We start from the raw sequence: 24,183 nt of genomic DNA on the forward strand, positions 1-24,183 counted from the left end.
TTTCAATAGAATTTATTCTTTGTATATTGGGAGGTAGATCACAAATGGAGAAATGCGTATTAGTGAAGATTATTATTACAACACTGATTAAAACGGACGCAATTGCGCCCGCTTATATAATAACTAACTACTTTTAAAGATTATTGGCTGCCTGCCGTACCTTTTTTCTCGTGTAGCAACACTAAAGCTTGTTCTACACTTCGCTCGATAATAGTTCGACGCTGATCGTTTTCAGGCAATAATTTTAACATCATTTGCCAAGCTGAAATGGCTTCTGCATATTGCTCTTGCTCAAAGGCATTGAATGCAAACAAACTTAATGCTTTAACATTAGTTCGATTTTCAGCAATCAATTTTTTCAGTAGCTCAGTTCCTTCACGGTTATCTTCCGGATCAGATGAACGGGTTAATACTTCTGCATAGCCCATCGCGACACTTTCATCATTCGGCGATAAACGATAAGCTCTACCATAAGCATCTGTTGCCATCGTCGCATTACTCAATACCATGCCGATACGCCCTAGCATTACCCATGCTTCTACGTTTTGTGGATCTTCTTGTAAACGAGTGCGTAAGCCTAATGCCAAACGTTCCATCTCTTCATTATTAAGTGGCGGTTCTTTTGGGTCAAGGGCTCTATCAAGCAAAGCGGGGGCTTGCTGGTAAGCAATATTCCAATCTGCAACTTTGCTATAGCTTCCGACTTGATAATATGCCACTGCACCAATACCAACGGCAATAAAAATACCCGGTACATAGACCCAGATACTCGCTCGTGATGATTCAGGTAAATCATCTTCATCATTTAGGGATGAATTTTTAATGCGTACCCGTTTTTTAGAACGTGCAAAAATAATCCACCCACCCACGGCTATAGCGGCAAATGGGAGCCCCCAAAGTATCACCGTTAAAGGAGTTAATGGTGGATTATAAGTGACAAAATAACCATATCGCGCCACCATATAATCAATGATTTCATCGCGATTTTTACCCTCTTTCATCAATTCATACACTTTTTGACGTAAATCTAGCGCAATCATTGAGTTAGAGTCAGCAATACTGTTATTTTGACATTTAGGGCAGCGTAACTCTTCCGTTAATTTACGAAACTGCTGCTCTTGTTGTTCATTATCAAAAGTAAACACTTCTGTCGCCGCAAAAGTAACGGTTGCACTGAGCGCAAACATCAGCAAGCCTAATAAATATTTCATTGGCTGGCCTCCTTGCTATAACGGTCCCACAGTGGCTTCAACTCTTTTTCCCACACTTGCTCATCCATAGCCCCTGCATGGCGATAACGAATAATGCCATTGCCATCAATAAGAAAAGTTTCAGGTGCACCATAAACGCCGAGATCTAAGCCCAACATACCTTCACCATCAAATAAACTCAGCGCATAAGGGTTGCCCAGCTCACGTAGCCAACCAATCGCTTTTTGCCGATTGTCTTTATAATTAAGACCAACAACACGCACGCCTTGCGCCGAAAGTGTATTCAGATATTGATGTTCGGCACGACAAGTAGGACACCATGTCGCCCAAACATTTAATAGAATTGGTTTACCTTGATTGAGCACATCCGATTCATAATGTTGCCCTGGATTCTCTAATGATTCCAAACGAAACACCGGCACGGGCTTACCAATTAATGCAGATTCTAATAAGCGAGGATCATCCCCTTCAGCATTACGCATCAACTGCCATAAAAGCACAGCAGCAATCGCCGTAAATATAATAAAAGGGATTAAAAATACTTTACGACTCATGCAGCCTCCCCTTCAGCTTTACGACGGCGATAGCGTGGGTCAAACAAGCAAAATAGCGCGCCAATAGACATCAAAATACCACCTGACCAAATCCAACGCACAAAAGGCTTATAATATAAACGCAGTGTCCAGACGTCTTTAGTAATTTCCTCACCTAAAGCCGCGTATAAATCACGGGTAAAACCACCATCAATAGCTGCTTCCGTCATCACTGCACGACTGGTCTTATAAAAGCGTTTTTCAGGCAGTAAAGTCGTTAATACTTTATCATTTTCTTTAACCGAGATGCTACCAATAACCCCTTGATAATTTGGACCATTAGCTTCATGTACACCGTTAAAAACAAAGGTATAAGCGCGAATAGAAATACTATCACCGGGCTTCATTTTGACATCTCGTTCAATACTATAATTTTGACTAAATGCGATCCCGACAATCGTGACGGCCAAACCTAAATGAGCCAACACCATTCCCCAATAACTTGATGTTAATTTAATTTTCTTGCTAATCCGTATTTTCATTTCGACGAATGCAAGAATGACTATCCAACTCGCCATCATCAAGCCAAGATAAGTCAGCGCTTCAACTCTATCTTCCATCAACCAAGGCAATAAGAAAGACAATATCAGTGCCATGACTAGAGCAAAAATCAATATTTTTCGAATAGCGGCTGGGCGATCGCGTCCCCAACGAACTAATGGCCCGATACCTAACAACAGAGCAAAAGGTACCATTAACACAATAAACATCGTATTAAAGAAAGGTTCGCCGATTGAGATAGTCCCTAAGCCAAGTTGCTTATGCACTAAAGGTAGTAACGTACCAAGTAACACGACTAACATTGCTGCGGTTAGGATGACATTGTTACCAAGCAACAAGGACTCACGAGACCACAGCGAGTTATTCACTTTCGAGCGAATTTTATGACCCCGAACAGCAAATACCAGTAACGATCCGCCAATCACTAAGATCATAAAGGCTAATATAAACAGGCCACGGGATGGATCAGACGCAAAGGCATGGACAGAGACCAACACCCCAGAGCGAACTAAGAAGGTGCCAAGCAAACACAATGAGAACGCGGAAATAGAAAGTAACAATGACCACGCTTTGAATGTCGCTCTTTGTTCCGTCACCGACAATGAGTGGATTAGTGCGGTGCCGACCAACCATGGCATAAACGATGCATTTTCAACTGGGTCCCAGAACCACCAACCTCCCCAGCCCAGTTCATAATACGCCCATGCAGAACCTAACATAATACCGAGTGTGAGGAAGAACCAGGCAGCCATTGTCCAAGGACGTGCAAAACGGGTGAAAGCGCTATCGAGTCGACCACTCAATAATGCGGCAATAGCAAAAGCAAAAGCTACCGAGAATCCAACATAGCCCATATATAATAATGGAGGATGGAAAATTAAGCCGGGGTCTTGTAACAGCGGGTTTAAATCTCGCCCTTCAATAGGAAATGCAGGCAACGTGCGTGAGAATGGGTTTGAGGTAAAAATAATAAATAACAAGAAACCGACACTGACCATGCCCATCACAGCCAATACACGCGCTACAATATCTAGCGGCATACGATAACTACAAAGAGCGACAGCAAATGTCCAACCGCTCATTAATAAAACCCACAAAAGCAAAGAACCTTCATGAGCACCCCATGTAGCGGCAACTCGATACCAGACAGGTAATAACGTGTTCGAGTTATTCGCCACATAAGTGACAGAGAAATCATTAACAACAAAGGCATTCACTAATACTAAAAATGCGCCCGTCACACACAAAAAAAGTAGCCATGCAAGAGGACGAGATGACGCCATCAGCCGAGAGTCATTACGCGCGACACCCCAGAGTGGATAAAAAGATAGCAATACCGCAATACCCAATGCCAAACATAGCAAGATGCTACCAATCTCAGGGATCATGATGCGTTATCCTTATAGACCGCAGCAGGCCTTCGATGATTTTCTTGCATCGCTTGTTCTATCTCTGGTGGTGTATAATTTTCATCGTGCTTTGCTAATACTTCTTTAGCTAAAACATGATTATTTTCTTCAAGCTCACCTTGCACGACCACACCTTGTCCTTCACGAAACAAGTCAGGCAAAATACCATCATAACTGACTTCAATTTCTGCTTCCGCATCATACACAGTAAAAGTAACTTTTAATGATTCAGGATCGCGAACCACCGTGCCTGGCATCACCATACCACCAACACGTAAACGCTGTCCTACCTCAGGAATTTGCTGTGTTTCCCGCTTACCATAAATGATTTCACCGGGTGTATAGAACAAGTCAATGCTTGAACGTAATGCATATAATATTAATGCTATTGTTAAACCAGCACCCACCAATATGGCACAAATTAACCATAATCTATTTTTTCGGCGTATATTCACATCCCCTCCCGGCGAGCTCTTGCGGCTTTTTGTCTAACTTCACGTGCTTGTTGCTGAATAATTGCCGTAAAAATCATTTTTCTTTGAATATAGGTATGCAAGCACAACAATAATATCGGCACCAATGCTAAAGCTACAGCTAACCATACATAGAATCCATAGCCACCCATGGCAAAAAAATCCGTCCAAGATGCAAAAGCGCTATTCATTATTTTTGTCCTCGCTTATTGACGATATCTAGAACCCATGGACGATTACGCTCTAACAGTAATAATTGGCTGCGTAAGCGAATTAATGTCAACGATATAAACAGAAATAGATAACCAAGGATAGCTAAACGCAATGGTGTCCGCATTGCTGGATTAATACTTTGCTGCATTCGAGTCGAAGGCTGATGCAATGTTTGCCACCATTCGACAGAATAATGGATGATAGGTAAATTAATAACACCAATTAAGACTAATATTGCTGCTGCTTTACCCGCAATGCGACGATCATCGAATGCATGCCATAAGGCAATAATTCCAACATAAAGAAAAAATAAAATCAGTTCTGAGGTTAGACGTGCATCCCAAACCCACCATGCGCCCCACATAGGTTTCCCCCATGTGGCACCGGTAACTAAGGCAATAAAGGTAAATACAGCGCCAATAGGTGCCATAGCAGCGATTGCAAGCTCAGATACTTTCATTTGCCAAATAAGACCAATAAACGCAGTGATTGCCATAGTCGCATAAATACCCATCGACCACATTGCAGCTGGCACGTGAATATACATAATACGGTAGCTATCACTTTGTGTTTTATCTGTTGGCGCAAAGCCAAATCCCCAAATCCAGCCAGCCGCGAGAAAAATTACGCTCAAGACAATAAACCAAGGTGCGAGATATCCGCACAAGCGATATAGGTTCACAGGAATGGCAAGTTGGTGAAGCTTTTTCCACATAGTTTAATAGCCCCAATTTATGTCGTTAGTTAGCTTTGTACTAGTTCAATCTACGATACACATAACTACAACAAATTTATTGATTTAACACAAATATAATTTAGGCTAGTCAAGCATTTAACTGCCGACTAGCCTATTTATCATCATTATTCGAACTGATTGTACGTTAACTACACGCTGTTATTCGATTCGCTGATCTAAATCAGTCCATCACAACCAATCAGAACAAGTCATTCTTCCTAAAAGCCCGGTTCAACATCACGCATATCCGGCAATTTATGTGCAATACCTTTATGGCAATCAATACAGGTTTTGCCATCTTGTACAGCTTGGTCATGCATTTTTGATGCGACACTTTTTTGTGCGGTGAAATCCATGTATTCAAAGTTGTGACAATTACGACACTCCTGAGAATTATTATCTTTCATGCGCCGCCACTCACTTTGAGCCATCGCTAAGCGATGATCTTCAAATTTTTGAGGCGTGTCGATAATGCCAAAGATTTTACCGTACAACTCTTTACTCGCCTGAATTTTTCTGACCATTTTAGGTCCAAATTCATGTGGTACGTGGCAGTCAGGACAAGTTGCTCTTACACCACTACGGTTAGTATAGTGAATAGTATCCATATATTCTTCATAGACATTTTCACGCATCTCATGACAGCTAATACAAAACTCTTCTGTATTGGCTTTTTCCATTCCCGTATTAAATCCACCCCAGAAAATCACGCCACTGACAAAACCAATCAGTAAAAGTGTTCCAAGTGCTAAACGGCTAGGACGACGCCACCACTGCCAAAGCCTGCGGATAAGCCCTATCAAGCCTGACTTTTTGGGTTTATCACTACCTGCTTGATTCTCATTTTTATTGGCCATATCTCCCCCTTATTTACCAAAGCCTTTGGATGGGGCAAAAGTATTATCAACAATCGGTGGTGTATCTGATTGCGGTACATGGCACTGCAAACAAAAATAACGATTAGGTGAAACTTCACCCAAAACTTTACCGCTAGCATCCATAAAGTGAGTCGGGCTCACTCTTGGCGCACCCGTAGTACGATAGTTTTCAACGCCATGGCACTGTAAACAACGGTTGGTATTTGTTGTGATTTGATACCCATCAACACTATGAGGGATCATCGGCGGCTGATTAACGTAGTTCAACGCCATTTTTTCTTGCTCTTTAGGAACATGGATGCCCCCTTCTGGCGTGCCTGAAACTTCAGGTGACTGATTAAAATCCACACCGTTAGCAGCTAAAACAAAACTACTTACAACCAAGGCCATACCAGCCATCCAACGGCTTATTGTTTTTTTCAGGGCATGATTTTTCATGATTTAGCTCCCGAACTCCATCGTAGTGTTATTTTAAAAACATCCTCAGCACAGACATCGATACAGCGACCGCAAGTGATGCAATCCATATCTGAAATCAGTGCAGGGGCTTGTTTATCGAGAACCGGCAACCGCAAAACATGCGGCTCCGGACAAACGTGAAAACAATCCATACAGCGGTTACAATTTTCTTTTCTTTCCGCTGTAACAGCCAGTGCACCTTTACAACCCGTAACGCCATACAAGGCTCCAAGGGGGCAAATGTGACCGCACCATCCATGTTCCACGACTAATAAATCGAATAAAAACAGTGCAACTAAAACCAAAGCACCACTGCCAAAACCAAAAATAAGGCTACGCCCCATTAACGAAACTGGATTTAACCATTCCCATAACAAGGTGCCTGTTATAGCTGAACCAATTAAAATCACACCCAACAATACATACCGAATATTGCGAGGAATTGTTGCAGATTGATTCAACTCGAATTTACGACGTAACCATGCGGCTGCGTCGGTGATTGGATTAACAGGACACACCCAGCTACAAAAAAACCGTTTTCCCAGCAATGCATAAACAGCAAAAACGAGAGCCGCACCAATTAATGCTGAAATACCAGGTAAGTAACCACTTGCTAAGCTTTCCAGCGTAATAAGCGGATCAGTTAATGGAACAACATCCAACAATATGCTACTGCTATAATTTCCATGTAAGATCCACACGCCAAACCATGGACCACTTAGAAACATAGCCAAGACCAAAAGTTGACTTATTCGCCTTAAAACCAGCCATTTATGGCTTTGCCACCACCCTTTTTTAGCCAGAGCCTCACGTCCGGCATCGTGCTTACGATTTGCCATTGCTTCCCTCCAACCAACCGAAACGGTAATGATGTCCTAACTCGCCCTTGGCTAATTCTCTTGGTAAAACTTTAATCGCGGACTCTTCCAGTACACAAGCCTGCTCACACTTTCCGCATCCCGTGCAGAAATTGCTATTTACCGTGGGTAAGAAGCGTGCATGCTTACCAGTGCGATGATTTTGTTCAAGTTCAAGTGTGATTGCTTCATCAATTAACGGACAAACGCGGTAACACACATCACATCGTAGCCCTTGAAAATTAAGGCAGTTTTCGTGATCGAGTAAAACAGCCAATCCCATCCGAGCATCATTAATCGATTCCATGTTTTTATCCAATGCACCACTTGGGCACACCTTGGCACAAGGAATGTCTTCACACATCTCGCAAGGAATTTCGCGGGCTATGAAATACGGCGTACCTGACTCAAGACCGGATGCCAACGTAGCTAATTTCAACATGTCATAAGGACAGGCTTGAACACATTGACCGCAACGAACACAAGCACTCGAAAATGCATTTTCAGCAAGCGCTCCCGGCGGGCGGAGTCGTACACTACTCGCACGGGAAGTTTGTTGCTGTAGCCCCAGTACCACACCAACCGCCGCCAGTCCGCCTGCTGTGCGAGCAATGTCGCGCAGAAAACGACGGCGGCTGTTCTGGGACTTAGTCTTTTGAGACTTAGCGTTCTGGGGCATTGCCAATTACACCTTTTCCAGTTTAACGGCACATTTTTTGTAATCCGTTTCTTTAGAAAGTGGATCTGTCGCATCCAACGTCAAGTTATTGACCAACTGGGAAGCATCAAAGAATGCCATATACACCAAGCCTTTAGGTGGTTTATTACGACCACGAGTTTCCACTATTGTGGTCACATCACCACGACGAGAAACCACTTTGACTTTATCGCCACGACGCAAGCCTCTATCTTTTGCGTCTAATGGATGCATAAAGACAACCGACTCTGGGAATGCACGGTGCAGCTCAGGGACACGGCGCGTCATGCTTCCCGTATGCCAATGCTCCAGCACTCGCCCAGTTGAAAGCCATAAATCGTATTCTTTATCAGGTGATTCAGCCGCAGGCTCAAATGGCAATGCAAAAATAACCGCTTTACCGTCTGGTTTACCGTAAAACTGATAACCTTGCCCGGCTTTAACATAAGGGTCATTCCCTTCGCTATAACGCCACTGTGTTTCTTTACCTTCTACAACTGGCCAGCGGATACCACGAGCTTGGTGATAAGCATCAAAATCAGCAAGGTCATGACCATGTCCACGACCAAAGCCGGCATACTCTTCAAACAAGCCTTTTTGTAAATAGAAACCAAGCTCACGAGATTCGTCGTTTAATTGGTCTTCAGCTAATTCAGTCACTGGGAATTTAGTTACCGCTTCATTAGCAAACAACACGTCATACAGTGTTTTTCCACGATATTCAGGTTTTTTAGCTAACAATTCTTCAGGCCATACTTCTTCAACTTTAAAGCGACGAGAAAACAGCACCATCTGCATTAAATCTGATTTTGATTCGCCTGGACCTTGAATTTGCTGACGCCAAAACTGAGTACGGCGCTCTGCATTACCATAAGCACCTTCTTTTTCGACCCACATTGCCGTGGGTAAAATCAAGTCAGCGGCTAGTGCACTCACGGTAGGATAAGGGTCTGAAACAACAATAAAGTTGCGCGGATCGCGCCAGCCCGGTAGGCGATCTTCATTGATATTCGGCCCTGCTTGCATATTGTTGTTACACATCACCCAATAAAAATTGAGTTTACCGTCTTTCAATGCACGGTCTTGCGCGACTGCATGTAATCCAACTTTTTCAGGGATAGTGCCCGCAGGTAGTTGCCAAACACCTTCCACTTTTTCACGGTGTTTTTCATTAGTCACTACCATATCCGCAGGTAAACGGTGTGAGAATGTTCCCACTTCACGTGCTGTACCGCAGGCAGATGGTTGTCCTGTCAAAGAGAAAGGACCACAACCTGGTTGAGAAATTTTACCGGTTAATAAATGAAGGTTATAAGCAAGGTTATTCGCCCAAACACCGCGAGTATGTTGGTTAAAACCCATCGTCCAATATGAAACGACTTTAATTTTTGGATCGGCGTAGAGTTTCGCCAATTCTTCTAGCTGATCTTTCGGTACTCCCGTCATTTCAGCGGTTTTATCTAACGTATATTCCGCAACGAAAGCTTTATATTCATCCCAAGTCATCGGTTCAGAAGCATCAGACCCTGGATTTTTAGCATTTTTTTCTAATGGATGCGTTGGACGAAGGCCATAACCGATATCCGTTGCACCACGACGTAAATTAACGTGTTTATCTAGAAAATCTTGGTTAACTGCATTGTTTTGAATAATATAGTTAGCAATGTAATTTAAGATAACCAAATCGGATTGCGGCGCGAAAACAATACCATTATCCGCTAATTCAAAACTACGATGTTTATAAGTTGATAAAACTGCAACATGGACATCAGGATTTGATAAACGACGATTTGTAATACGCGACCATAATATTGGATGCATTTCTGCCATGTTAGAGCCCCAAAGCACAAAGGCATCCGCATGTTCAATATCATCGTAACAGCCCATCGGCTCATCCATACCGAAAGTACGCATAAAACCAACGACCGCAGAGGCCATACAGTGGCGTGCATTTGGATCGAGGTTATTTGAACGAAAACCACCTTTAAACAATTTAGAAGCCGCATAACCTTCCCAAACTGTCCATTGACCTGAACCAAACATCCCAATACCTTCAGGACCTTTTTCTTTCAGTGTTGCTTTCGTTTTTTCTTCCATGACATCAAAGGCTTGTTCCCATGTAATTGGGGTAAACTCACCATTTTTATCATATTCGCCATCTTTCATGCGCAGCAATGGCTGGGTTAAACGGTCTTTCCCGTACATAATCTTTGGTAGGAAATAGCCCTTGATACAATTAAGACCACGGTTGACTGGTGCTTCTGGGTCACCTTGGCTCGCGACAATACGGCCATTTTGTGTGCCGACAAGCACGCCACAGCCAGTACCGCAGAAACGACACGGGGCTTTATCCCACTTGATACTTTCTTGTTGTCCAACGACCGCTTTCGCGATACTTGGTACACCAATGCCTGCCGCCGCAGCAGCGGCCGCTATCGCATTGGCTTTCATAAAGCTACGACGACTGAGTTTCATCATTTTCCTCACATTGCTCATCCTGCTGGTGATAAACCAGTGAAACATCTAGCACGCCTTCGATATTGCGTGCTAAATCAATAGTATCTAACAAAGTTTTACTATGCTGCCCTTCGACGACGACAATCAATTTCCCATTTTCAGGTGAACTAATAGCCACCTCACAATGAGGAAATTGATTCAGTTTTTCAGTCACAGCAGATATTCGTTCACTTTTTACTTGTACAATTAAACTGCACACTTGCCAGTTATCGTGCATGTTCACGCTCCACGGTTATGGCCGATACGGGGCATCCTGCAACACAGGCGCCACAACCTGTACAGCCCTGTTGTTCTATTTTTGGTTGATAAATACCGACCAGTGATGGACGAAAAGAAATCACTTGAGGCTCACAACTGTCTTCACAACGCCGACATTCGATTGATTTATAGGCAAGACAGCTTTGATCGATAGATATCGAGATATTCCAAGGTTGGGTTTGCTGAGGGAGGAAAATAGGTTCAGGGCAAGATGCTGCACAGGCATAGCAAAAAGTGCATTCCCCGCGCTTAAAATCAACGACAGGATATCCGCCAGATCCGGGCTGCAAAATAGAGGTCTCGCAACTCGCTAGACAAGCGTTGCAACGCGTACACAGCTCAATAAAATGCTGTTCAGTACCACTCCATGGCGGTCTAACTACCGGAGCTGCATTACGCCACGCACCAGTTAATACGCCCCTACGGGTGATATCAACCATGTTTTTTCCTTTACATTGCCCAACAAAAAAGTACTAAAAAGAACTGATAAACCGCATTTTTTATGCGTGTATTTAGCATGAATATTAACGAGTGAGAGGGCAAAAATACATACTACCTAATAGGTAACAGGAGTAATTTATTCACTATGAATATAAATCAGCCAGAAACTATTCAAATATTAGACTAAGCATTAACTCACTATAAAAAGAGGTATTATACGGTTTTCATAATTATTCATTAACAATCTGTAAATATAGAATCCCCATTTAAGCTTAAGTTGTAATGACATATTTTTTAATTAACATCGATATATACTACTAAAGTGGTATATGAAAGGTCATTTTAGTAAAATTTATATTTTATTTTTTTGATACTACGCACATTTTAATTTACGCGTCAAAAACAGAATAATCACCATTCGTGAGTTAAATAACATTAAGTGTTTAAATTCAATTAGTTATTAAATAATTATTTTAAATAAATAATAAGAATCATTCTTAACTGAAAAATACAAAATACAGTTTTTAAATTCATCTCTAATTACTATATAAATTCCACTATTAACGTACTTTTATTTAATTTTTGACATTAAATCACTTAATTCAAATTTACCTTTGATCAAAAACAATATTTTTTGTGTGGTTTTTTGTTAAACATATAAGTTGGCAATGTCATTGATGGCAAATGTGCGCTTGCTATCAAATTTATATAACTAAAAATATACCCTAAATAATTCGAATTGTAGTAAGACACAAAACCAACACAACTACAGCTCGAATAATAAAAGGTGTCAGCTTATGGGATGGCTGATTTACCCTACTCGAGGCTCTTATGGCAAAGATAAGAAATAACACTCTGTACTTACTGAGTTTGATTGCAGGAATATTTCTCTTTACTTCCGTTCATGCACAAACGCCGAATACAGATAATGTATCGACAATTAATACCCGAAACGAAACCTTTGAAGCGGCTTATCCAGATCAATACCATTCTTGGCGAGCTACATCAGAACAATCAAATCGTGAAGATGCCCTTGCTGAAGATCCACGATTAGTGATCCTTTGGGCTGGATATCCTTTCTCCCGTGACTATAACAAACCGCGAGGTCACGCATACGCAATCATTGATGTTCGTGAAACCTTACGTACTGGCGCGCCCAAAGATGCCCAAGACGGTCCTTTACCGATGGCTTGCTGGAGCTGCAAAAGCCCGGATGTCGCCAGATTAATTCAAGAACATGGCGAAGATGGCTACTTTCAAGGTAAATGGGCAAAAGGTGGACCAGAAGTAGTCAATGTTTTGGGCTGTGGCGATTGCCATAAGACCGATTCTCCTGAGTTTGCAAAAGGAAAACCCGAGTTAACCCTCACACGCCCTTATGCAGAACGGGCAATGGAAACCATTGGCAAGCCCTTTGATAAAGCGAGTCGTTTCGACCAACAATCCATGGTATGCGGTCAATGCCACGTTGAATACTATTTCTCTGGTGAAAATAAATCAGTCAAATTCCCTTGGGATAACGGTACCAAAGTCGAAGAAATGGAAGTGTACTACGACAAAATAGGATTCTCCGACTGGACCAACACGTTATCAAAAGCACCAATGTTAAAAGCTCAACACCCTGAATATGAAACTTGGAGTGCAGGTATTCACGGTAAAAATAACGTCACTTGCATTGATTGCCATATGCCAAAACTACAAAACGATAAAGGCGAATTATATACCAGTCATAAAATTGGTAATCCATTCGATAACTTTGAGCAAACCTGTAGCAATTGTCATACTCAAAGCAAACAACAACTACAAGACGTTGTTGCGGAACGTAAAAAAGCCATCCAAGAGATGAAAGTAAAAGCAGAAGATCAGTTAGTTCGCGCTCACTTTGAAGCGAAAGCTGCTTGGGACGCGGGTGCAACCCAAGAAGAAATGCAGCCAATCCTTACTGATATTCGCCACGCTCAATGGCGTTGGGATTTAGCTATCGCATCACACGGCATTCACATGCATGCACCTGATGAAGGGCTACGTATGTTAGGGGGTTCATTAGATAAAGCCGCTGACGCACGTACTAAACTGGCACGTTTACTCGGTTCAAAAGGCATTACTCATGAAATTGCTATTCCGGATATCTCAACCAAAGAGAAGGCTCAGCAAGCGATTGGCTTAGATATGCAGAAAATCAATGCTGAAAAACAAGAGTTCATGAAAACTGTCGTGCCAGAGTGGGATGCTCAAGCGCGTAAAAACGACCTGTTAGCCAAATAACCTCTACTCGCCTCTGTGCTATTAAAGACAAAGAGGCGACATAACCAATGGAGTGAATATGAGCGTATTACGTTCGTTATTAACTGCCGGGGTGCTGGCATCAGGCTTTTTATGGGCAGTATCAGCATTCGCGACACCTCAAATAGCTGAGGAAAAAGCCGCCGGCGATCGTTGGGTTGTCACACAGCAGCGCAGCGCAGATAGTGCTTGCCTTGATTGCCATAAGCCCGATAAAGAAGGTATGCATGGCACTCACGCATCAGTGGTCAATCCAAACAATAAGTTGCCCGTTACCTGCACCAACTGCCATGGTAATCCAGGCCCAGACCATCGGGAAGGCGTAAAAGATGTGATGCGCTTTAATAACCCGATGTATAGCGTAGAGCAACAAAATACGGTCTGTTTGTCGTGCCACTTACCCGAACAGTTGCAAAAAGCATTTTGGCCTCATGATGTCCACGTTACCAAAGTCGCTTGTGCTAGTTGTCATGACCTGCATCCGCAACAAGATGCAATGAAAGTACTAACCGATAAAGGAAAAGTCAAAATTTGCGTAGATTGTCATTCAGATCAACGTGATAATCCTAATTTCAACCCAGCAGCGGTTAAATTGCTTAAGGAGCAGCCATGAGTTGCTCTCGTCGTCAATTCATTATTTATTCCGGAGCACTGGCGGCGATTGGGGGGATAACTAGCCACACGCTAGCGAACACCATGAAAATAGATGGCGTTCGCTATGGCATGATCCACGATGAAAATTTGTGTATCGGCTGTACGGCTTGCATGGATGCATGTCGCGAAGTCAACCAAGTCCCCGAAGGGGTATCACGGCTGACCATTATCCGTAGCGAACCGATTGGTGAATTTCCTGACGTTAAATACCGTTTTTTTCGTCATTCCTGCCAACATTGTGAAAATGCCCCTTGCGTCGATGTCTGTCCAACGGGCGCTGCTTTTATCGATAAAACAACCGGTATTGTTGATGTTAATCCTGACTTATGTGTCGGCTGCCAATACTGCATTGCCGCTTGCCCATATCGCGTTAGATTCATTCACCCCGTCAATAAGACCGCAGATAAATGTGATTTTTGCCGTAAGACCAACCTGAAAAAAGGTAAACAGCCCGCCTGTGTAGAATCATGCCCAACCAAAGCGCTGATTTTTGGCAATTTAGATGATCCACAAAGCGATGTTTCCAAAATGCTTGGACAAAAACCAACTTATCGATTCAAAATTGCACTCGGTACACGCCCCAAAGTTTATCGAGTTCCCTTCAAATATGGGGAGGTTAGCCAATGAAAACTGCGTCCGCTTTCCATTTTGAATCTCTAGTATGGGATTGGCCAATTGCGGTTTATTTATTTCTTATCGGTATCTCTGCGGGCTTAGTTGTCATCGCCGTTTTACTCCGTCAGTATTATCCAAACGCAGCAAGTAGCGAAAGCACATTAATGCGTACCACTTTATTGTTAGCACCGAGTACCATCGTGATTGGCTTATTAATCCTCATTCTCCATTTAACTCGTCCATGGACATTTTGGAAATTGATGTTTCATTACAGCCCAACCTCAGTGATGTCGATGGGTGTCATGTTATTTCAAGTCTACATGGCTGTATTAGTCATATGGTTGGCTAAAATCTTTGAAAAAGAAGTTATTGCATTACAGCATCGGTGGCTACCTAAATTAACAATTATTCCTCGGTTATTAACGCTGTTAAATAAAGTCATGCGCACGCTTGATATTACCATGTTAGTTCTAGCGGTTTTACTCGGCGCATATACGGGGTTTTTATTATCCGCATTAAAATCATATCCATTCTTAAACAATCCTTTATTACCAGCTTTATTCTTATTTTCAGGAATATCATCGGGGATAGCTGTCTCATTAATTGCTATCGCATTACGCTATCGTAAAAATATTCATAACCAAGAATCTGCCTTTCTTCATCGAGTGGAAAGTTTTGTCGTTTGGTTAGAACTCTTCTTACTTGCGGCATTTTTTGTCGGACTCGCCTTAGGAGATGATGGCAAAGTGCGTTCATTAGTAGCCGCATTGGGCGGGGGCTTTTGGACGTGGTGGTTTTGGATTGGCGTAATCGGTATTGGCTTCATTATTCCGTTGGCGCTTAAAAAATGGCAGAACCGTGGTAATGGTGCATTTCGCGTTTTACTTGTTAGTGGGGCAAGTTTACTTGGCGTATTTCTACTGCGTTTCTTTGTCCTCTATGCGGGTCAATTAACCGTTGCGTGATTCATTAAATAATAAGGGTGATATTTGGAACTAATCATCCCGGAAATTGGTTTCATCTGCCTATTATTGGCGTTGTGTATCACCAGTTTTCAAGCGATATTAGGATTTGTGGGGATCTTCAAGCACGTTCCGAGGCAAATGTCTCAGAACGTGCTTTGGAGCCTGCTACAATTTTTATGCCTAGTTAGCGCCTTTATCTGTCTCACTATCAGCTTTATTCAAAGTGACTTTTCTGTGGTTTATGTGGCACAGCATAGCCATCGATTATCGCCATTAGCGATGAAAGTAGCCGCAGTTTGGGGCGGACATGAAGGTTCTTTATTGCTATGGGTCGTTTTCCTTTCGAGTTGGAGTGCGTTATTTGCTTGGCGCTATCGCCGACAAAATCATCCTATTTTTTCGCTAACACTTATCGTGCTTGCCGTTATTATCGCCGCATTATTACTCTTTATTGTTATCTATTCAGACCCCTTTGCCCGCATTTTTCCACCCGCCATCGAAGGACGCGACCTCAACCCCATGTTGCAACACTGGGGGCTTATCTTACACCCACCATTATTGTATCTAGGCTATAGTGGGCTCATTATCGTTGCTGCATTAGTCCTTGCGGCACTGTTATTCGGTAATTTTGGCCAATCTATCGCTTGGGTGTGCTGGCGCTTTGCAGTGCCTAGCTGGTGCATACTGACATTAGGCATTGTTTTAGGCTCATGGTGGGCATATAGCGAACTGGGCTGGGGCGGTTGGTGGTTTTGGGATCCCGTAGAAAACGCCTCTTTATTGCCTTGGCTATCATCCACTGCCTTACTCCATAGTTTAACGGCTTCACGCAAAACCGGTATATATCGTCATTGGTCCATATTATTGGCGATTATTACCTTTATTTTATCCTTACTCGGTACACTCATTGTTCGTTCCGGAATTTTAGTCTCCGTGCACGCCTTTGCACTCGATAACGTTAGAGCTGTACCTTTATTTTTGCTATTTAGCGTTCTCAGTATTGCCGCACTATTTATTTACGGTTGGCGAGCAAAATTCAATAATTCGTTGAGTCCTCCTAAGGGCAATAGGGAAATCTATTTATTACTGACTTTAATCTTATTCTCTACAGTGCTATTCATTGTACTGACCGGAACCCTCTACCCTATGTTATACAGCCTACTAGGATGGGGAAAGATTTCAGTAGGAGCACCTTATTTTAACCAAACCTTATTACCATTCGGTATTATCATGCTACTGGTGATAACGTTAAGTGCGTTCGCCTATCAGAAAAAAAGTAATCATACTTTTAAATGGCAAGCAGTTGTCATTTGTTTATCAAGTACAACTACTGCACTCATATTATGGTCTCATGGCTTAGTTATTACACTCTCTTGTTCATTACTTATTGCAGTTTTACTGATACTTTGGCTACGTCCATTAAAAGCCATCAATGCAAAAATATCAGTCTTAGTTGCGCACACGGGCGTGATTATCTTTGCGGCTGGTATTGCCTTATCCATTGGCAGTAGACAAGAAATTAGTGTCAATATATATCTAGGCCAAACAGTTACACTGGCAGGATATCAATTTAATCTTCAGCAATTACAGCTCGATGCAAAATCAAATTACACTACCGAAAAAGCTATTATCCAAATTAGCCAAAACAACCATCATCTACATAGCATCATAACTGAGCGCCGTTTTTATACTGCCCGCCAGCAATTAATGATTGAGCCAGGGATCTATTGGGGATTAATACGTAATTGGTATGCCGTATTAGGTGAAAAAACAGGTACAGACCGCTACGCCGTTCGCTTCTACGTACAAGATGGAATTCAATGGATTTGGGGAGGCGCATTTATTATGTGCCTAGGGGTATTAATAGGCTGGATAAAAGGAAGAACAAATAATGTTTAAATTTATTTATCTTCTATTCTTCCTTTCAATTACGTTTATTGCCCAAGCACAGATTGTGGATACTTGGCAATTTAGCTCACCTGAACAACAAGATTATTCTTTACAGATTGCCTCGCAGCTGCGTTGCCCACAATGTCAAAATCAAAATCTATTAGAATCCAATGCCCCCACAGCAGTTAGTATGCGCCATCAAGTATTCAAAATGGTTGAAGAAGGAAAATCAGAACCACAGATTATGACCTATATGACGGATCGCTACGGCGATTTTGTCCGCTATAACCCACCATTAAATAACGAAACACTTTTATTATGGGCACTTCCTCCGACCGCATTTATTTTTATTTTTTTTATCTTGTGGCGGACAATCAAAACAAAGCGCCTAGAACATACAGGTTCCCCGTTAACACAAATACAGGCAAATGATACAGAAAAAATTATCGGTACAGTCACCGAAAAGAATAGCAGCCTTAAAGGTTGGAATAAAAAAATTAATCTATTATTATTTACCCTACTTTTGTGTGCTATTGCAGGTTATCTCACCCTGCCACGCTTTCAGCAGGCTTATCATGAATACCAAAGAATTTCTGATCCCTTATTATCTTTCTCACCATTACAACAAGAACAAAAGGACCTGCTTCGTCTACAACAGAATATAAGACAATCCCCCCAAAATGGTGAGTTATGGGCAACTCTCGGTGAATATTATTTATATCAAAATAGTTATGAAAATGCGCTTTTAGCATATCAAAGAGCAATTAAATATAGTGGAGAAAATGCGCAACTGTATTCAGCTATTGCCACTGTATTATATTATCAAGCAGGCCAAAATCTTACGAATGACGCTCGAGCTGTGATCGATAAAGCTTTAAGTTTAGATAAAAATGAAGTCACCGCCCTCATGTTAATTGCCTCTGATGCCTTTATGAACGCTAACTATGAAAAAGCGATTAACATTTGGCAGGAATTACTCGATAGTAATAGCCCTCGGGTAAATCGGGCACAGCTTATTGAGGCTATTCAAATGGCTAAATTAATAAATTCAAATCTCAAAAAATAATGCTTTTATTTGACAAGAAAATAATGATTCATTAATGCCTGGTAAGTATTAATACGAGTGAAATTATCACTTTAGTCATCAAAAAGATCTTTGATATGACAATTCATTTAAAGATGTAATTTTCCGTTGCTTATTAACTACTATTGTGTCCCTCATATATTGTTATAAATTAATTTATGCTAACTTAAAGGTGATAACTGAAAAGATAAATATATTAAGAAACTTAAATTATGAAAAATAAAGTATTTTTATTTTTAATAGTGGGTCTTGTCGCTAGCGCATCCTTTATTGGCGGTGTAGCCACTAACTATACACCCGATTTAGATATTGTAAAAAAATCACAAAAAGCCGTTGAAGATTTTTTAGCTTTCCCCAAAACAGCAGAATATAAAAATGTAAGATATCATGAAATAAGAGAAACATTAGATCATGGTATGCTTGGCTATGTATGTGGAGATGTTTTAATATTCACCAGTCAAAATAACTATAGTTATAAACGTTTTATCGTCAAAACATACCTACATAGTGATGGCAGAAATGTCGTTTCAATTCCACTCATAGATAGAGATGATAAAGAATTTCCAAATGATGACTTTAATATTATTTGGACAAAATATTGTAAATTATAATTATCAAGTATAGTGTAATAAAAACATTTAATTACGAAATAATTTAAGATAAGTACATGCATTGTAACTCATCATATTGACGATAAGTCAGATATAAAGAATAATAATTTACCTTAATATAAATAATTACCTGTCATAAATATTCTAATTAGCAAAGTAATCTACAGTAAAATCAGATTATTAATTATTTAAATTCGCAGTGCAACATGATGCCACCCCAGAAAGATTAGCTTCTTGAATTGGCGGACATTTAACTGATCCGTAAGAACAAAAAACACAACAGTCACCTTCCAGCGGTTTCAATAATACACCACAATGTTTACATTCATAAAACCACTGACATGCATTCGTTGGCATTTCTTCTACCTGAGAAGCCCCACATTCAGGACATGTAATGGTTGATTTCAGCTCAATATTTGTTTTACTCATCTTATTCTCCAATCAAATTTAGCAAAATCGCAGGTAAGACTTTAGCCCATTATTATCATGATAACTTTGAGCAAAATAGGTTTTATAGCAAATTATTTAATTTCTAATCCCAGCAGATGGCCCATGAAAAAAGCAATAGAGGGTTTTTCTAAATAAAACCATAAATCCGATAGCAATTCACCGGCGCTTGATATAAAGTTTCCCCCCTTTTTTTCAGGCAAGTCCAAAATGTGGAGGCGAGATGTTTATTGGTTTTGACTACGGGACATCCAACTGTTCTGTCGCAATAATGAAAGATGGAAACCCAATGCTATTACCGCTAGAAGGTAATAATGTTTATATTCCCTCTACCCTTTGCGCACCAACAAGAGAATCAGTCTCTGAGCACTTATTTCGTCACTGCAATATCTCGCCATCTGATGAAGTAGGAAAACAAATACTAAGAAGATCGATTGCTTTCAATCGAGATGAAGGAATCGATTTAGTACCCGAAGATATTGTTTTTGGCCAAGCAGCGCTCGAATTATATTTAAGCGATCCGCGGGATGTTTACTATGTTAAATCGCCTAAATCCTTTCTTGGGGCATCTGGCCTCCATGAAGTACAAGTTAGCTTTTTTGAAGATCTCGTTTGCGCCATGATGGCAAATATAAAGCAAAAAGCTGAAAAAAATACCCTAGAAACTATTTCAGATACCGTTATTGGACGCCCAATCAATTTTCATGGTCGTGGTGGTGAATTAGCAAACCAACAAGCTGAAGCCATTCTAATTCGAGCAGCAAAACGTGCTGGATTTAAAAATATCGCGTTCCAATTTGAGCCCGTTGCCGCAGGCCTTGAATATGAAGCGACATTAAATAAAGATCAAATAGTGTTAGTAGTTGATATTGGTGGTGGTACAACCGACTGTTCTTTAATTCAGATGGGGCCAAGCTACCGAGCATCTCAAGATCGTACCGCATCACTTTTAGCGCATACAGGCCAGCGTGTTGGTGGTAATGATCTTGATATATTTATCGCGCTAAAACAGTTAATGAATCTTTTTGGAATGGAAAGCCAATCATCGTCAGGAATTAAAATGCCATTACTGCAATTTTGGAATCCTATTGCAATAAATAATGTCGAGGCACAAAAAGACTTTTATTCACGACAAAATCTGATGGCCTTAACTCGCTTAAAGCAAGAAGCACAAGAACCTGAAAAATTAGCTCGTTTGCTTGAAATCTATAATGAAACGCTCGGCTACAGTATTGTACGTAAAGCGGAAGAAGCCAAAATCGCATTATCAGATAATGAAAGTTATTTAGCAAAAATTTCATTAATAAATGAAAATTTAGAAGTTAATATTCAGCGAGAACAAATGGTTGAATCAATTGAATCGCCTAAAAGTAAAATGATTGAATTAGTTAAAGAGGCGGTCACTCAAGGTGGTATACAACCGGACGCTATTTTTATTACCGGAGGTAGTGCTCGTTCACCTATTCTACACCAAGCCATTAGCCAACAATTACCTAATATTCCTATTGTTCGAGGCGATGATTTTGGTTCGGTTACCGCAGGTTTAGCTCGCTGGGCACAAACTTGTTTTAAATAATATTCGCTTTTTTAGACCTTATTTTTAAATAAAGGGCAATGACGATATCTATCGCCATTGCCCTTTATGTTTAACGTAATTTGAGATTACTGATCAATCCCACTGTGGTGCTAGCCCTTCAGGATTTACTAAACGGCCATCACAATCGAGTGCGGCAATCGCTTTTTTATCATCAGCATCTAATTTAATATCAACACTCAATAAGTTACTTGCCAAATTTTCGCGCTTGGTGGATGAAGGAATAACTGAATACCCTTCGCCCATCGCCCAAGCCAAAATAATTTGTGCAGGTGTAGCGCTATGTTTTTTAGCAATGCTCTTAATCACATCATCTTCTAACGCTTTACCATAAGCTAACGTCATATATGACGTGATATGAATGCCATGCTTATTCGCCCATTCAACCACTTTTCTATTTTGAAGGTAAGGTGATAGTTCTATTTGATTAGTCGCAATATTTTCAGCCCCAACCGCTTCAATCGCTTTTTCCATTAATGGAATAGTAAAGTTAGAAATACCAATTTCGCGCGTCAACCCTTGCGTTTTTGCTTCTAATAACGCCGTCATAAATTCATCAACTGACACTGCATCATTAGGTGATGGCCAGTGAATTAATGTTAAATCCACATAGTCAGTTTGTAAGTCACTTAAACTTTTTTTCAAACTCGGGATCAATTTTTCTTTACTAAAATTCTCAATCCAAATTTTAGTCGTAATATAGAGCTCATGACGCGGTACCCCGCTTTCTGCTATCGCTTTTCCAACCGCAGCTTCATTTTCATAAATCTGTGCAGTATCAATTGCCCGATAGCCTAATTCTAATGCCGTTTTTACTGAATCAATTACGACATCGTCTTTTAAACGGAAAGTACCAAGACCCAACAATGGAACGCCCATATTATCCTCTCTTTAATAAACTTCACTAAAATTCATACCTTAACTTGCCCCATCACTGCCCTTTATGACAGAACAGATATTGATAAGCATATAAAATCATTGATGTATTTTTGTTAAAAATAATTTGGGTAGTCATAAATGCGTCAGACCACCCGACTGAGATCTATTGTATACCACTATATTTTGTCACCAAGTGTTAATATAACAAAAGACTTTTGCAAAATTTGCAACAGTAATGAATACAGTGAAACACAATAGGATGTTTAATAAAAACACTGAAATACAGTAATCAATAAAATTTCATTATTTATGAACAATTAATTTACCGAGGGAAATACAAAGAATAGCTATTATAATAATAGTGGAATTGAATTAATATAAGGATTTAATGCCGCTATATACAACACGGCATTAATCTATTTAAATTTTATTTTTTCACTTTATGGACGATATCAAAATATTTAGTCTTATTATCCTGTTCTGGATAAATTCTATAAGTGTACTCTTCAGGTGTTACCGTGACATTTTCGACAACACGTGTAAATAAAACATCACCTTTATCGTCTTTTGCTGTTAATGAACGTGTTTTACCCTCTTCACTAAATGACCAATCACCTTTCATTTTTGGTTTACCATCAAAGGTTGTCATATTAAACGATCCATCAGGGTAATATTCAGCTAAACCAAAAAAATTGGCAACTTGCTTATCATCTGAATTTACAGCTTTTTTATCTTGATCTAAAGCACCAGTTGTTTCCCATACTTTTCCAACCATAATTTGTTCATAAGCATTTAAATTATTTTTGACGACTTCTTTTTGGTTTTCCACTGGAGCAGAGGCAGCGTAAAGATTAAAAGACATAGTAGATACAACGGCTAACAGTGTAGGTACTAATAGTTTTTTCATTTTGCTCTCTCAATTATTCAAAATAACGATGTTGTGATTAATCAGACTAGCTTTATAATTCCATTTATCAAAACATTATTACCTATATTTACATGGTAATATATTGTTACAAACAGTTATTATTTATTAAACCCATTATCTTTTAGTAATTTGTCAATTAACCAATAACCGGCTTTGCCTGGAGGGCTATTTTTAGACCAAACTAAATCAACATCTATTTTTTTAGGCCATTGAGTATAATTAAGACTAGCCAGTAAATCATGGCCAAATTGCCTCACTAACCAAGTCGGTAATATGACCCATCCCATACCTTGTTCAGCCATTTCAAGTAATAATAAATAATTAGGAGCAAACCAATTTTTCTCACTATTAATAATTGTTCCTGTGCCACTGCTGAGCCTGAGCTGACGTGTTTTCGTTAAATCTTGGTGAATAATATTTTTTTCATAAGCAAGTGGATGTGTTTTAAGTACATATAATCCGAGCTCACCTTGAATAGGCAGACGAGCAAATGCGATATCAGCAGGATACTCAATTCGTGACTCCATCATACCAATATGCGCCTGTTGATTTTGCAGCATATTAATAACGTCATCATTTTCAGCAATCAAAAATTCAAATTCAATATGCGGAAACTGCTTATCTAACGTTATCAACAAATCCTCTGCGTGAGGAGGCTGATAAACATCAGAAAAAGCACAGCTTAATCGAGGTTCAATTTCAGGCGACAACTCAACTCTTAATGCCTGTAAACGTTCATCAGCTGATAATATATCTTCCACCAAACTCAATACTTTTCGACCTGCAAAAGTCAGCGTTGACTCTCTGCCCTGCCTATCAAATAAAGAAAACCCCATATCATCTTCAAATCCGCTGATAGCGCTACTAATTGTTGACTGACTTTTATTGAGCTTTCTTGCCGCCGCAGAAAAAGATTTAAGTGATGCGGCTTCAACAAAGGTACGCAATGTGTCTATAGAATAGTTCATAAGGTATCGGTTTTATCGATGG

25 protein-coding genes are annotated in these 24,183 nt (G+C 40.4%); 8 read left to right on the plus strand and 17 right to left on the minus strand.

Features of this window, described 5'->3' with window-relative positions; translation table 11 throughout:
• Positions 1–140: 140 nt before the first annotated feature.
• The 13 genes from AAZR93_RS07505 to napF all read right to left on the minus strand — a co-directional run bounded on the left by AAZR93_RS07505 (position 141) and on the right by napF (position 11,242).
• Positions 141–1,211 (minus strand): cytochrome c-type biogenesis protein CcmH, encoded by a 1,071-nt coding sequence (locus tag AAZR93_RS07505; protein WP_434719401.1) that lies wholly within the window; start codon positions 1,209–1,211, stop codon positions 141–143.
• Positions 1,208–1,765, minus strand: coding sequence for a thiol:disulfide interchange protein DsbE (dsbE, locus tag AAZR93_RS07510; protein ID WP_434719402.1), 558 nt, complete (start codon positions 1,763–1,765; stop codon positions 1,208–1,210). The genes AAZR93_RS07505 and dsbE overlap by 4 nt, the downstream gene beginning before the upstream one ends.
• Entirely contained in the window at positions 1,762–3,693 is a 1,932-nt protein-coding gene (locus tag AAZR93_RS07515; protein ID WP_336428843.1) for a heme lyase CcmF/NrfE family subunit, read from the minus strand. Before AAZR93_RS07515 ends, dsbE begins: the two co-directional genes overlap by 4 nt.
• Positions 3,690–4,169, minus strand: coding sequence for a cytochrome c maturation protein CcmE (gene ccmE, locus AAZR93_RS07520; RefSeq protein ID WP_336428841.1), 480 nt, complete (start codon positions 4,167–4,169; stop codon positions 3,690–3,692). Before ccmE ends, AAZR93_RS07515 begins: the two co-directional genes overlap by 4 nt.
• On the minus strand, positions 4,166–4,378 hold the full coding sequence (gene ccmD, locus AAZR93_RS07525) for a heme exporter protein CcmD (RefSeq protein WP_434719403.1): 213 nt from the start codon (positions 4,376–4,378) through the stop codon (positions 4,166–4,168). Before ccmD ends, ccmE begins: the two co-directional genes overlap by 4 nt.
• Positions 4,378–5,115 carry a heme ABC transporter permease gene (locus AAZR93_RS07530; protein WP_294103069.1) on the minus strand — a complete coding sequence of 246 codons (738 nt, stop codon included), beginning with the start codon at positions 5,113–5,115 and terminating at the stop codon, positions 4,378–4,380. Before AAZR93_RS07530 ends, ccmD begins: the two co-directional genes overlap by 1 nt.
• Before the next feature lie 239 nt (positions 5,116–5,354).
• Positions 5,355–5,993 carry a cytochrome c-type protein NapC gene (napC, locus tag AAZR93_RS07535; RefSeq protein ID WP_294103066.1) on the minus strand — a complete coding sequence of 213 codons (639 nt, stop codon included), beginning with the start codon at positions 5,991–5,993 and terminating at the stop codon, positions 5,355–5,357.
• 9 nt (positions 5,994–6,002) lie between these two features.
• Complete coding sequence (gene napB, locus AAZR93_RS07540; RefSeq protein WP_294103063.1) at positions 6,003–6,452, minus strand: nitrate reductase cytochrome c-type subunit; 450 nt, start codon at positions 6,450–6,452, stop codon at positions 6,003–6,005.
• A complete protein-coding gene (gene napH / locus AAZR93_RS07545) occupies positions 6,449–7,312 on the minus strand; it encodes a quinol dehydrogenase ferredoxin subunit NapH (RefSeq protein ID WP_434719404.1) in 864 nt (287 codons plus the stop codon). Before napH ends, napB begins: the two co-directional genes overlap by 4 nt.
• Positions 7,299–8,009, minus strand: a complete 711-nt coding sequence (napG, locus tag AAZR93_RS07550) for a ferredoxin-type protein NapG (protein WP_434719405.1) — start codon at positions 8,007–8,009, stop codon at positions 7,299–7,301. Before napG ends, napH begins: the two co-directional genes overlap by 14 nt.
• Positions 8,010–8,015: 6 nt before the next feature.
• A complete protein-coding gene (napA, locus tag AAZR93_RS07555; RefSeq protein ID WP_294103194.1) occupies positions 8,016–10,502 on the minus strand; it encodes a nitrate reductase catalytic subunit NapA in 2,487 nt (828 codons plus the stop codon).
• Positions 10,483–10,761 (minus strand): chaperone NapD, encoded by a 279-nt coding sequence (gene napD / locus AAZR93_RS07560; protein WP_294103050.1) that lies wholly within the window; start codon positions 10,759–10,761, stop codon positions 10,483–10,485. Before napD ends, napA begins: the two co-directional genes overlap by 20 nt.
• The gene (gene napF / locus AAZR93_RS07565; RefSeq protein ID WP_434719406.1) at positions 10,751–11,242 is read right to left on the minus strand and encodes a ferredoxin-type protein NapF; all 492 of its coding nucleotides are present in this window, start codon (positions 11,240–11,242) and stop codon (positions 10,751–10,753) included. The genes napD and napF overlap by 11 nt, the downstream gene beginning before the upstream one ends.
• Positions 11,243–12,074: 832 nt before the next feature.
• On the opposite strand from napF, the gene nrfA reads away from it, so the two are divergent.
• The 7 genes from nrfA to AAZR93_RS07600 all read left to right on the plus strand — a co-directional run bounded on the left by nrfA (position 12,075) and on the right by AAZR93_RS07600 (position 19,345).
• On the plus strand, positions 12,075–13,508 hold the full coding sequence (gene nrfA, locus AAZR93_RS07570; protein WP_434719407.1) for an ammonia-forming nitrite reductase cytochrome c552 subunit: 1,434 nt from the start codon (positions 12,075–12,077) through the stop codon (positions 13,506–13,508).
• 58 nt (positions 13,509–13,566) lie between these two features.
• Positions 13,567–14,139: a cytochrome c nitrite reductase pentaheme subunit gene (gene nrfB, locus AAZR93_RS07575; RefSeq protein WP_336428830.1), complete on the plus strand. Its 573-nt coding sequence runs from the start codon at positions 13,567–13,569 to the stop codon at positions 14,137–14,139.
• On the plus strand, positions 14,136–14,807 hold the full coding sequence (nrfC, locus tag AAZR93_RS07580) for a cytochrome c nitrite reductase Fe-S protein (RefSeq protein WP_434719408.1): 672 nt from the start codon (positions 14,136–14,138) through the stop codon (positions 14,805–14,807). Before nrfB ends, nrfC begins: the two co-directional genes overlap by 4 nt.
• Complete coding sequence (gene nrfD, locus AAZR93_RS07585; protein WP_336428826.1) at positions 14,804–15,760, plus strand: cytochrome c nitrite reductase subunit NrfD; 957 nt, start codon at positions 14,804–14,806, stop codon at positions 15,758–15,760. The genes nrfC and nrfD overlap by 4 nt, the downstream gene beginning before the upstream one ends.
• Before the next feature lie 24 nt (positions 15,761–15,784).
• Positions 15,785–17,659 carry a heme lyase CcmF/NrfE family subunit gene (locus tag AAZR93_RS07590; protein ID WP_434719409.1) on the plus strand — a complete coding sequence of 625 codons (1,875 nt, stop codon included), beginning with the start codon at positions 15,785–15,787 and terminating at the stop codon, positions 17,657–17,659.
• Positions 17,652–18,716, plus strand: coding sequence for a heme lyase NrfEFG subunit NrfF (gene nrfF / locus AAZR93_RS07595; protein ID WP_434719410.1), 1,065 nt, complete (start codon positions 17,652–17,654; stop codon positions 18,714–18,716). Before AAZR93_RS07590 ends, nrfF begins: the two co-directional genes overlap by 8 nt.
• A 230-nt stretch (positions 18,717–18,946) precedes the next feature.
• A complete protein-coding gene (locus tag AAZR93_RS07600; protein WP_434719411.1) occupies positions 18,947–19,345 on the plus strand; it encodes a hypothetical protein in 399 nt (132 codons plus the stop codon).
• Positions 19,346–19,525: 180 nt separating this feature from the next.
• Here AAZR93_RS07600 and AAZR93_RS07605 read toward each other — a convergent pair whose 3' ends face one another.
• Positions 19,526–19,774: a GDCCVxC domain-containing (seleno)protein gene (locus AAZR93_RS07605; protein WP_434719412.1), complete on the minus strand. Its 249-nt coding sequence runs from the start codon at positions 19,772–19,774 to the stop codon at positions 19,526–19,528.
• A gap of 241 nt (positions 19,775–20,015) precedes the next feature.
• Here AAZR93_RS07605 and yegD point away from each other — a divergent pair, with 241 nt between their 5' ends.
• On the plus strand, positions 20,016–21,368 hold the full coding sequence (yegD, locus tag AAZR93_RS07610) for a molecular chaperone (RefSeq protein ID WP_294103026.1): 1,353 nt from the start codon (positions 20,016–20,018) through the stop codon (positions 21,366–21,368).
• A 93-nt stretch (positions 21,369–21,461) separates the two neighbouring features.
• On the opposite strand, the gene dkgB is transcribed toward yegD, so the two are convergent.
• From dkgB to AAZR93_RS07625, 3 genes are all read right to left on the minus strand, one after another.
• Positions 21,462–22,265, minus strand: a complete 804-nt coding sequence (dkgB, locus tag AAZR93_RS07615) for a 2,5-didehydrogluconate reductase DkgB (RefSeq protein WP_434719413.1) — start codon at positions 22,263–22,265, stop codon at positions 21,462–21,464.
• A gap of 427 nt (positions 22,266–22,692) precedes the next feature.
• Positions 22,693–23,172, minus strand: coding sequence for a DUF4822 domain-containing protein (locus AAZR93_RS07620; RefSeq protein ID WP_434719414.1), 480 nt, complete (start codon positions 23,170–23,172; stop codon positions 22,693–22,695).
• Between the two features lie 119 nt (positions 23,173–23,291).
• A complete protein-coding gene (locus tag AAZR93_RS07625) occupies positions 23,292–24,161 on the minus strand; it encodes a LysR family transcriptional regulator (protein WP_434719415.1) in 870 nt (289 codons plus the stop codon).
• Positions 24,162–24,183 lie beyond the last annotated feature (22 nt).

The organism is Providencia sp. Je.9.19 (genome assembly GCF_051129765.1).
Lineage (GTDB): Bacteria > Pseudomonadota > Gammaproteobacteria > Enterobacterales > Enterobacteriaceae > Providencia.

Excerpts from the sequence above, each read along its gene's own strand:
- dkgB (WP_434719413.1), bottom strand. The coding sequence starts at position 22,265 with ATGGGCGTTCCATTGTTGGGTCTTGGTACTTTCCGTTTAAAAGACGAT.
- nrfC (WP_434719408.1), top strand. The coding sequence starts at position 14,136 with ATGAGTTGCTCTCGTCGTCAATTCATTATTTATTCCGGAGCACTGGCG.
- dsbE (WP_434719402.1), bottom strand. The coding sequence starts at position 1,765 with ATGAGTCGTAAAGTATTTTTAATCCCTTTTATTATATTTACGGCGATT.
- napH (WP_434719404.1), bottom strand. The coding sequence starts at position 7,312 with ATGGCAAATCGTAAGCACGATGCCGGACGTGAGGCTCTGGCTAAAAAA.
- nrfA (WP_434719407.1), top strand. The coding sequence starts at position 12,075 with ATGGCAAAGATAAGAAATAACACTCTGTACTTACTGAGTTTGATTGCA.
- napA (WP_294103194.1), bottom strand. The coding sequence starts at position 10,502 with ATGAAACTCAGTCGTCGTAGCTTTATGAAAGCCAATGCGATAGCGGCC.
- AAZR93_RS07605 (WP_434719412.1), bottom strand. The coding sequence starts at position 19,774 with ATGAGTAAAACAAATATTGAGCTGAAATCAACCATTACATGTCCTGAA.
- AAZR93_RS07530 (WP_294103069.1), bottom strand. The coding sequence starts at position 5,115 with ATGTGGAAAAAGCTTCACCAACTTGCCATTCCTGTGAACCTATATCGC.
- yegD (WP_294103026.1), top strand. The coding sequence starts at position 20,016 with ATGTTTATTGGTTTTGACTACGGGACATCCAACTGTTCTGTCGCAATA.
- ccmD (WP_434719403.1), bottom strand. The coding sequence starts at position 4,378 with ATGAATAGCGCTTTTGCATCTTGGACGGATTTTTTTGCCATGGGTGGC.
- nrfD (WP_336428826.1), top strand. The coding sequence starts at position 14,804 with ATGAAAACTGCGTCCGCTTTCCATTTTGAATCTCTAGTATGGGATTGG.
- napF (WP_434719406.1), bottom strand. The coding sequence starts at position 11,242 with ATGGTTGATATCACCCGTAGGGGCGTATTAACTGGTGCGTGGCGTAAT.
- nrfF (WP_434719410.1), top strand. The coding sequence starts at position 17,652 with ATGTTTAAATTTATTTATCTTCTATTCTTCCTTTCAATTACGTTTATT.
- napG (WP_434719405.1), bottom strand. The coding sequence starts at position 8,009 with ATGCCCCAGAACGCTAAGTCTCAAAAGACTAAGTCCCAGAACAGCCGC.
- napB (WP_294103063.1), bottom strand. The coding sequence starts at position 6,452 with ATGAAAAATCATGCCCTGAAAAAAACAATAAGCCGTTGGATGGCTGGT.
- nrfB (WP_336428830.1), top strand. The coding sequence starts at position 13,567 with ATGAGCGTATTACGTTCGTTATTAACTGCCGGGGTGCTGGCATCAGGC.
- AAZR93_RS07625 (WP_434719415.1), bottom strand. The coding sequence starts at position 24,161 with ATGAACTATTCTATAGACACATTGCGTACCTTTGTTGAAGCCGCATCA.
- AAZR93_RS07515 (WP_336428843.1), bottom strand. The coding sequence starts at position 3,693 with ATGATCCCTGAGATTGGTAGCATCTTGCTATGTTTGGCATTGGGTATT.
- napC (WP_294103066.1), bottom strand. The coding sequence starts at position 5,993 with ATGGCCAATAAAAATGAGAATCAAGCAGGTAGTGATAAACCCAAAAAG.
- AAZR93_RS07600 (WP_434719411.1), top strand. The coding sequence starts at position 18,947 with ATGAAAAATAAAGTATTTTTATTTTTAATAGTGGGTCTTGTCGCTAGC.
- napD (WP_294103050.1), bottom strand. The coding sequence starts at position 10,761 with ATGCACGATAACTGGCAAGTGTGCAGTTTAATTGTACAAGTAAAAAGT.
- AAZR93_RS07505 (WP_434719401.1), bottom strand. The coding sequence starts at position 1,211 with ATGAAATATTTATTAGGCTTGCTGATGTTTGCGCTCAGTGCAACCGTT.
- AAZR93_RS07620 (WP_434719414.1), bottom strand. The coding sequence starts at position 23,172 with ATGAAAAAACTATTAGTACCTACACTGTTAGCCGTTGTATCTACTATG.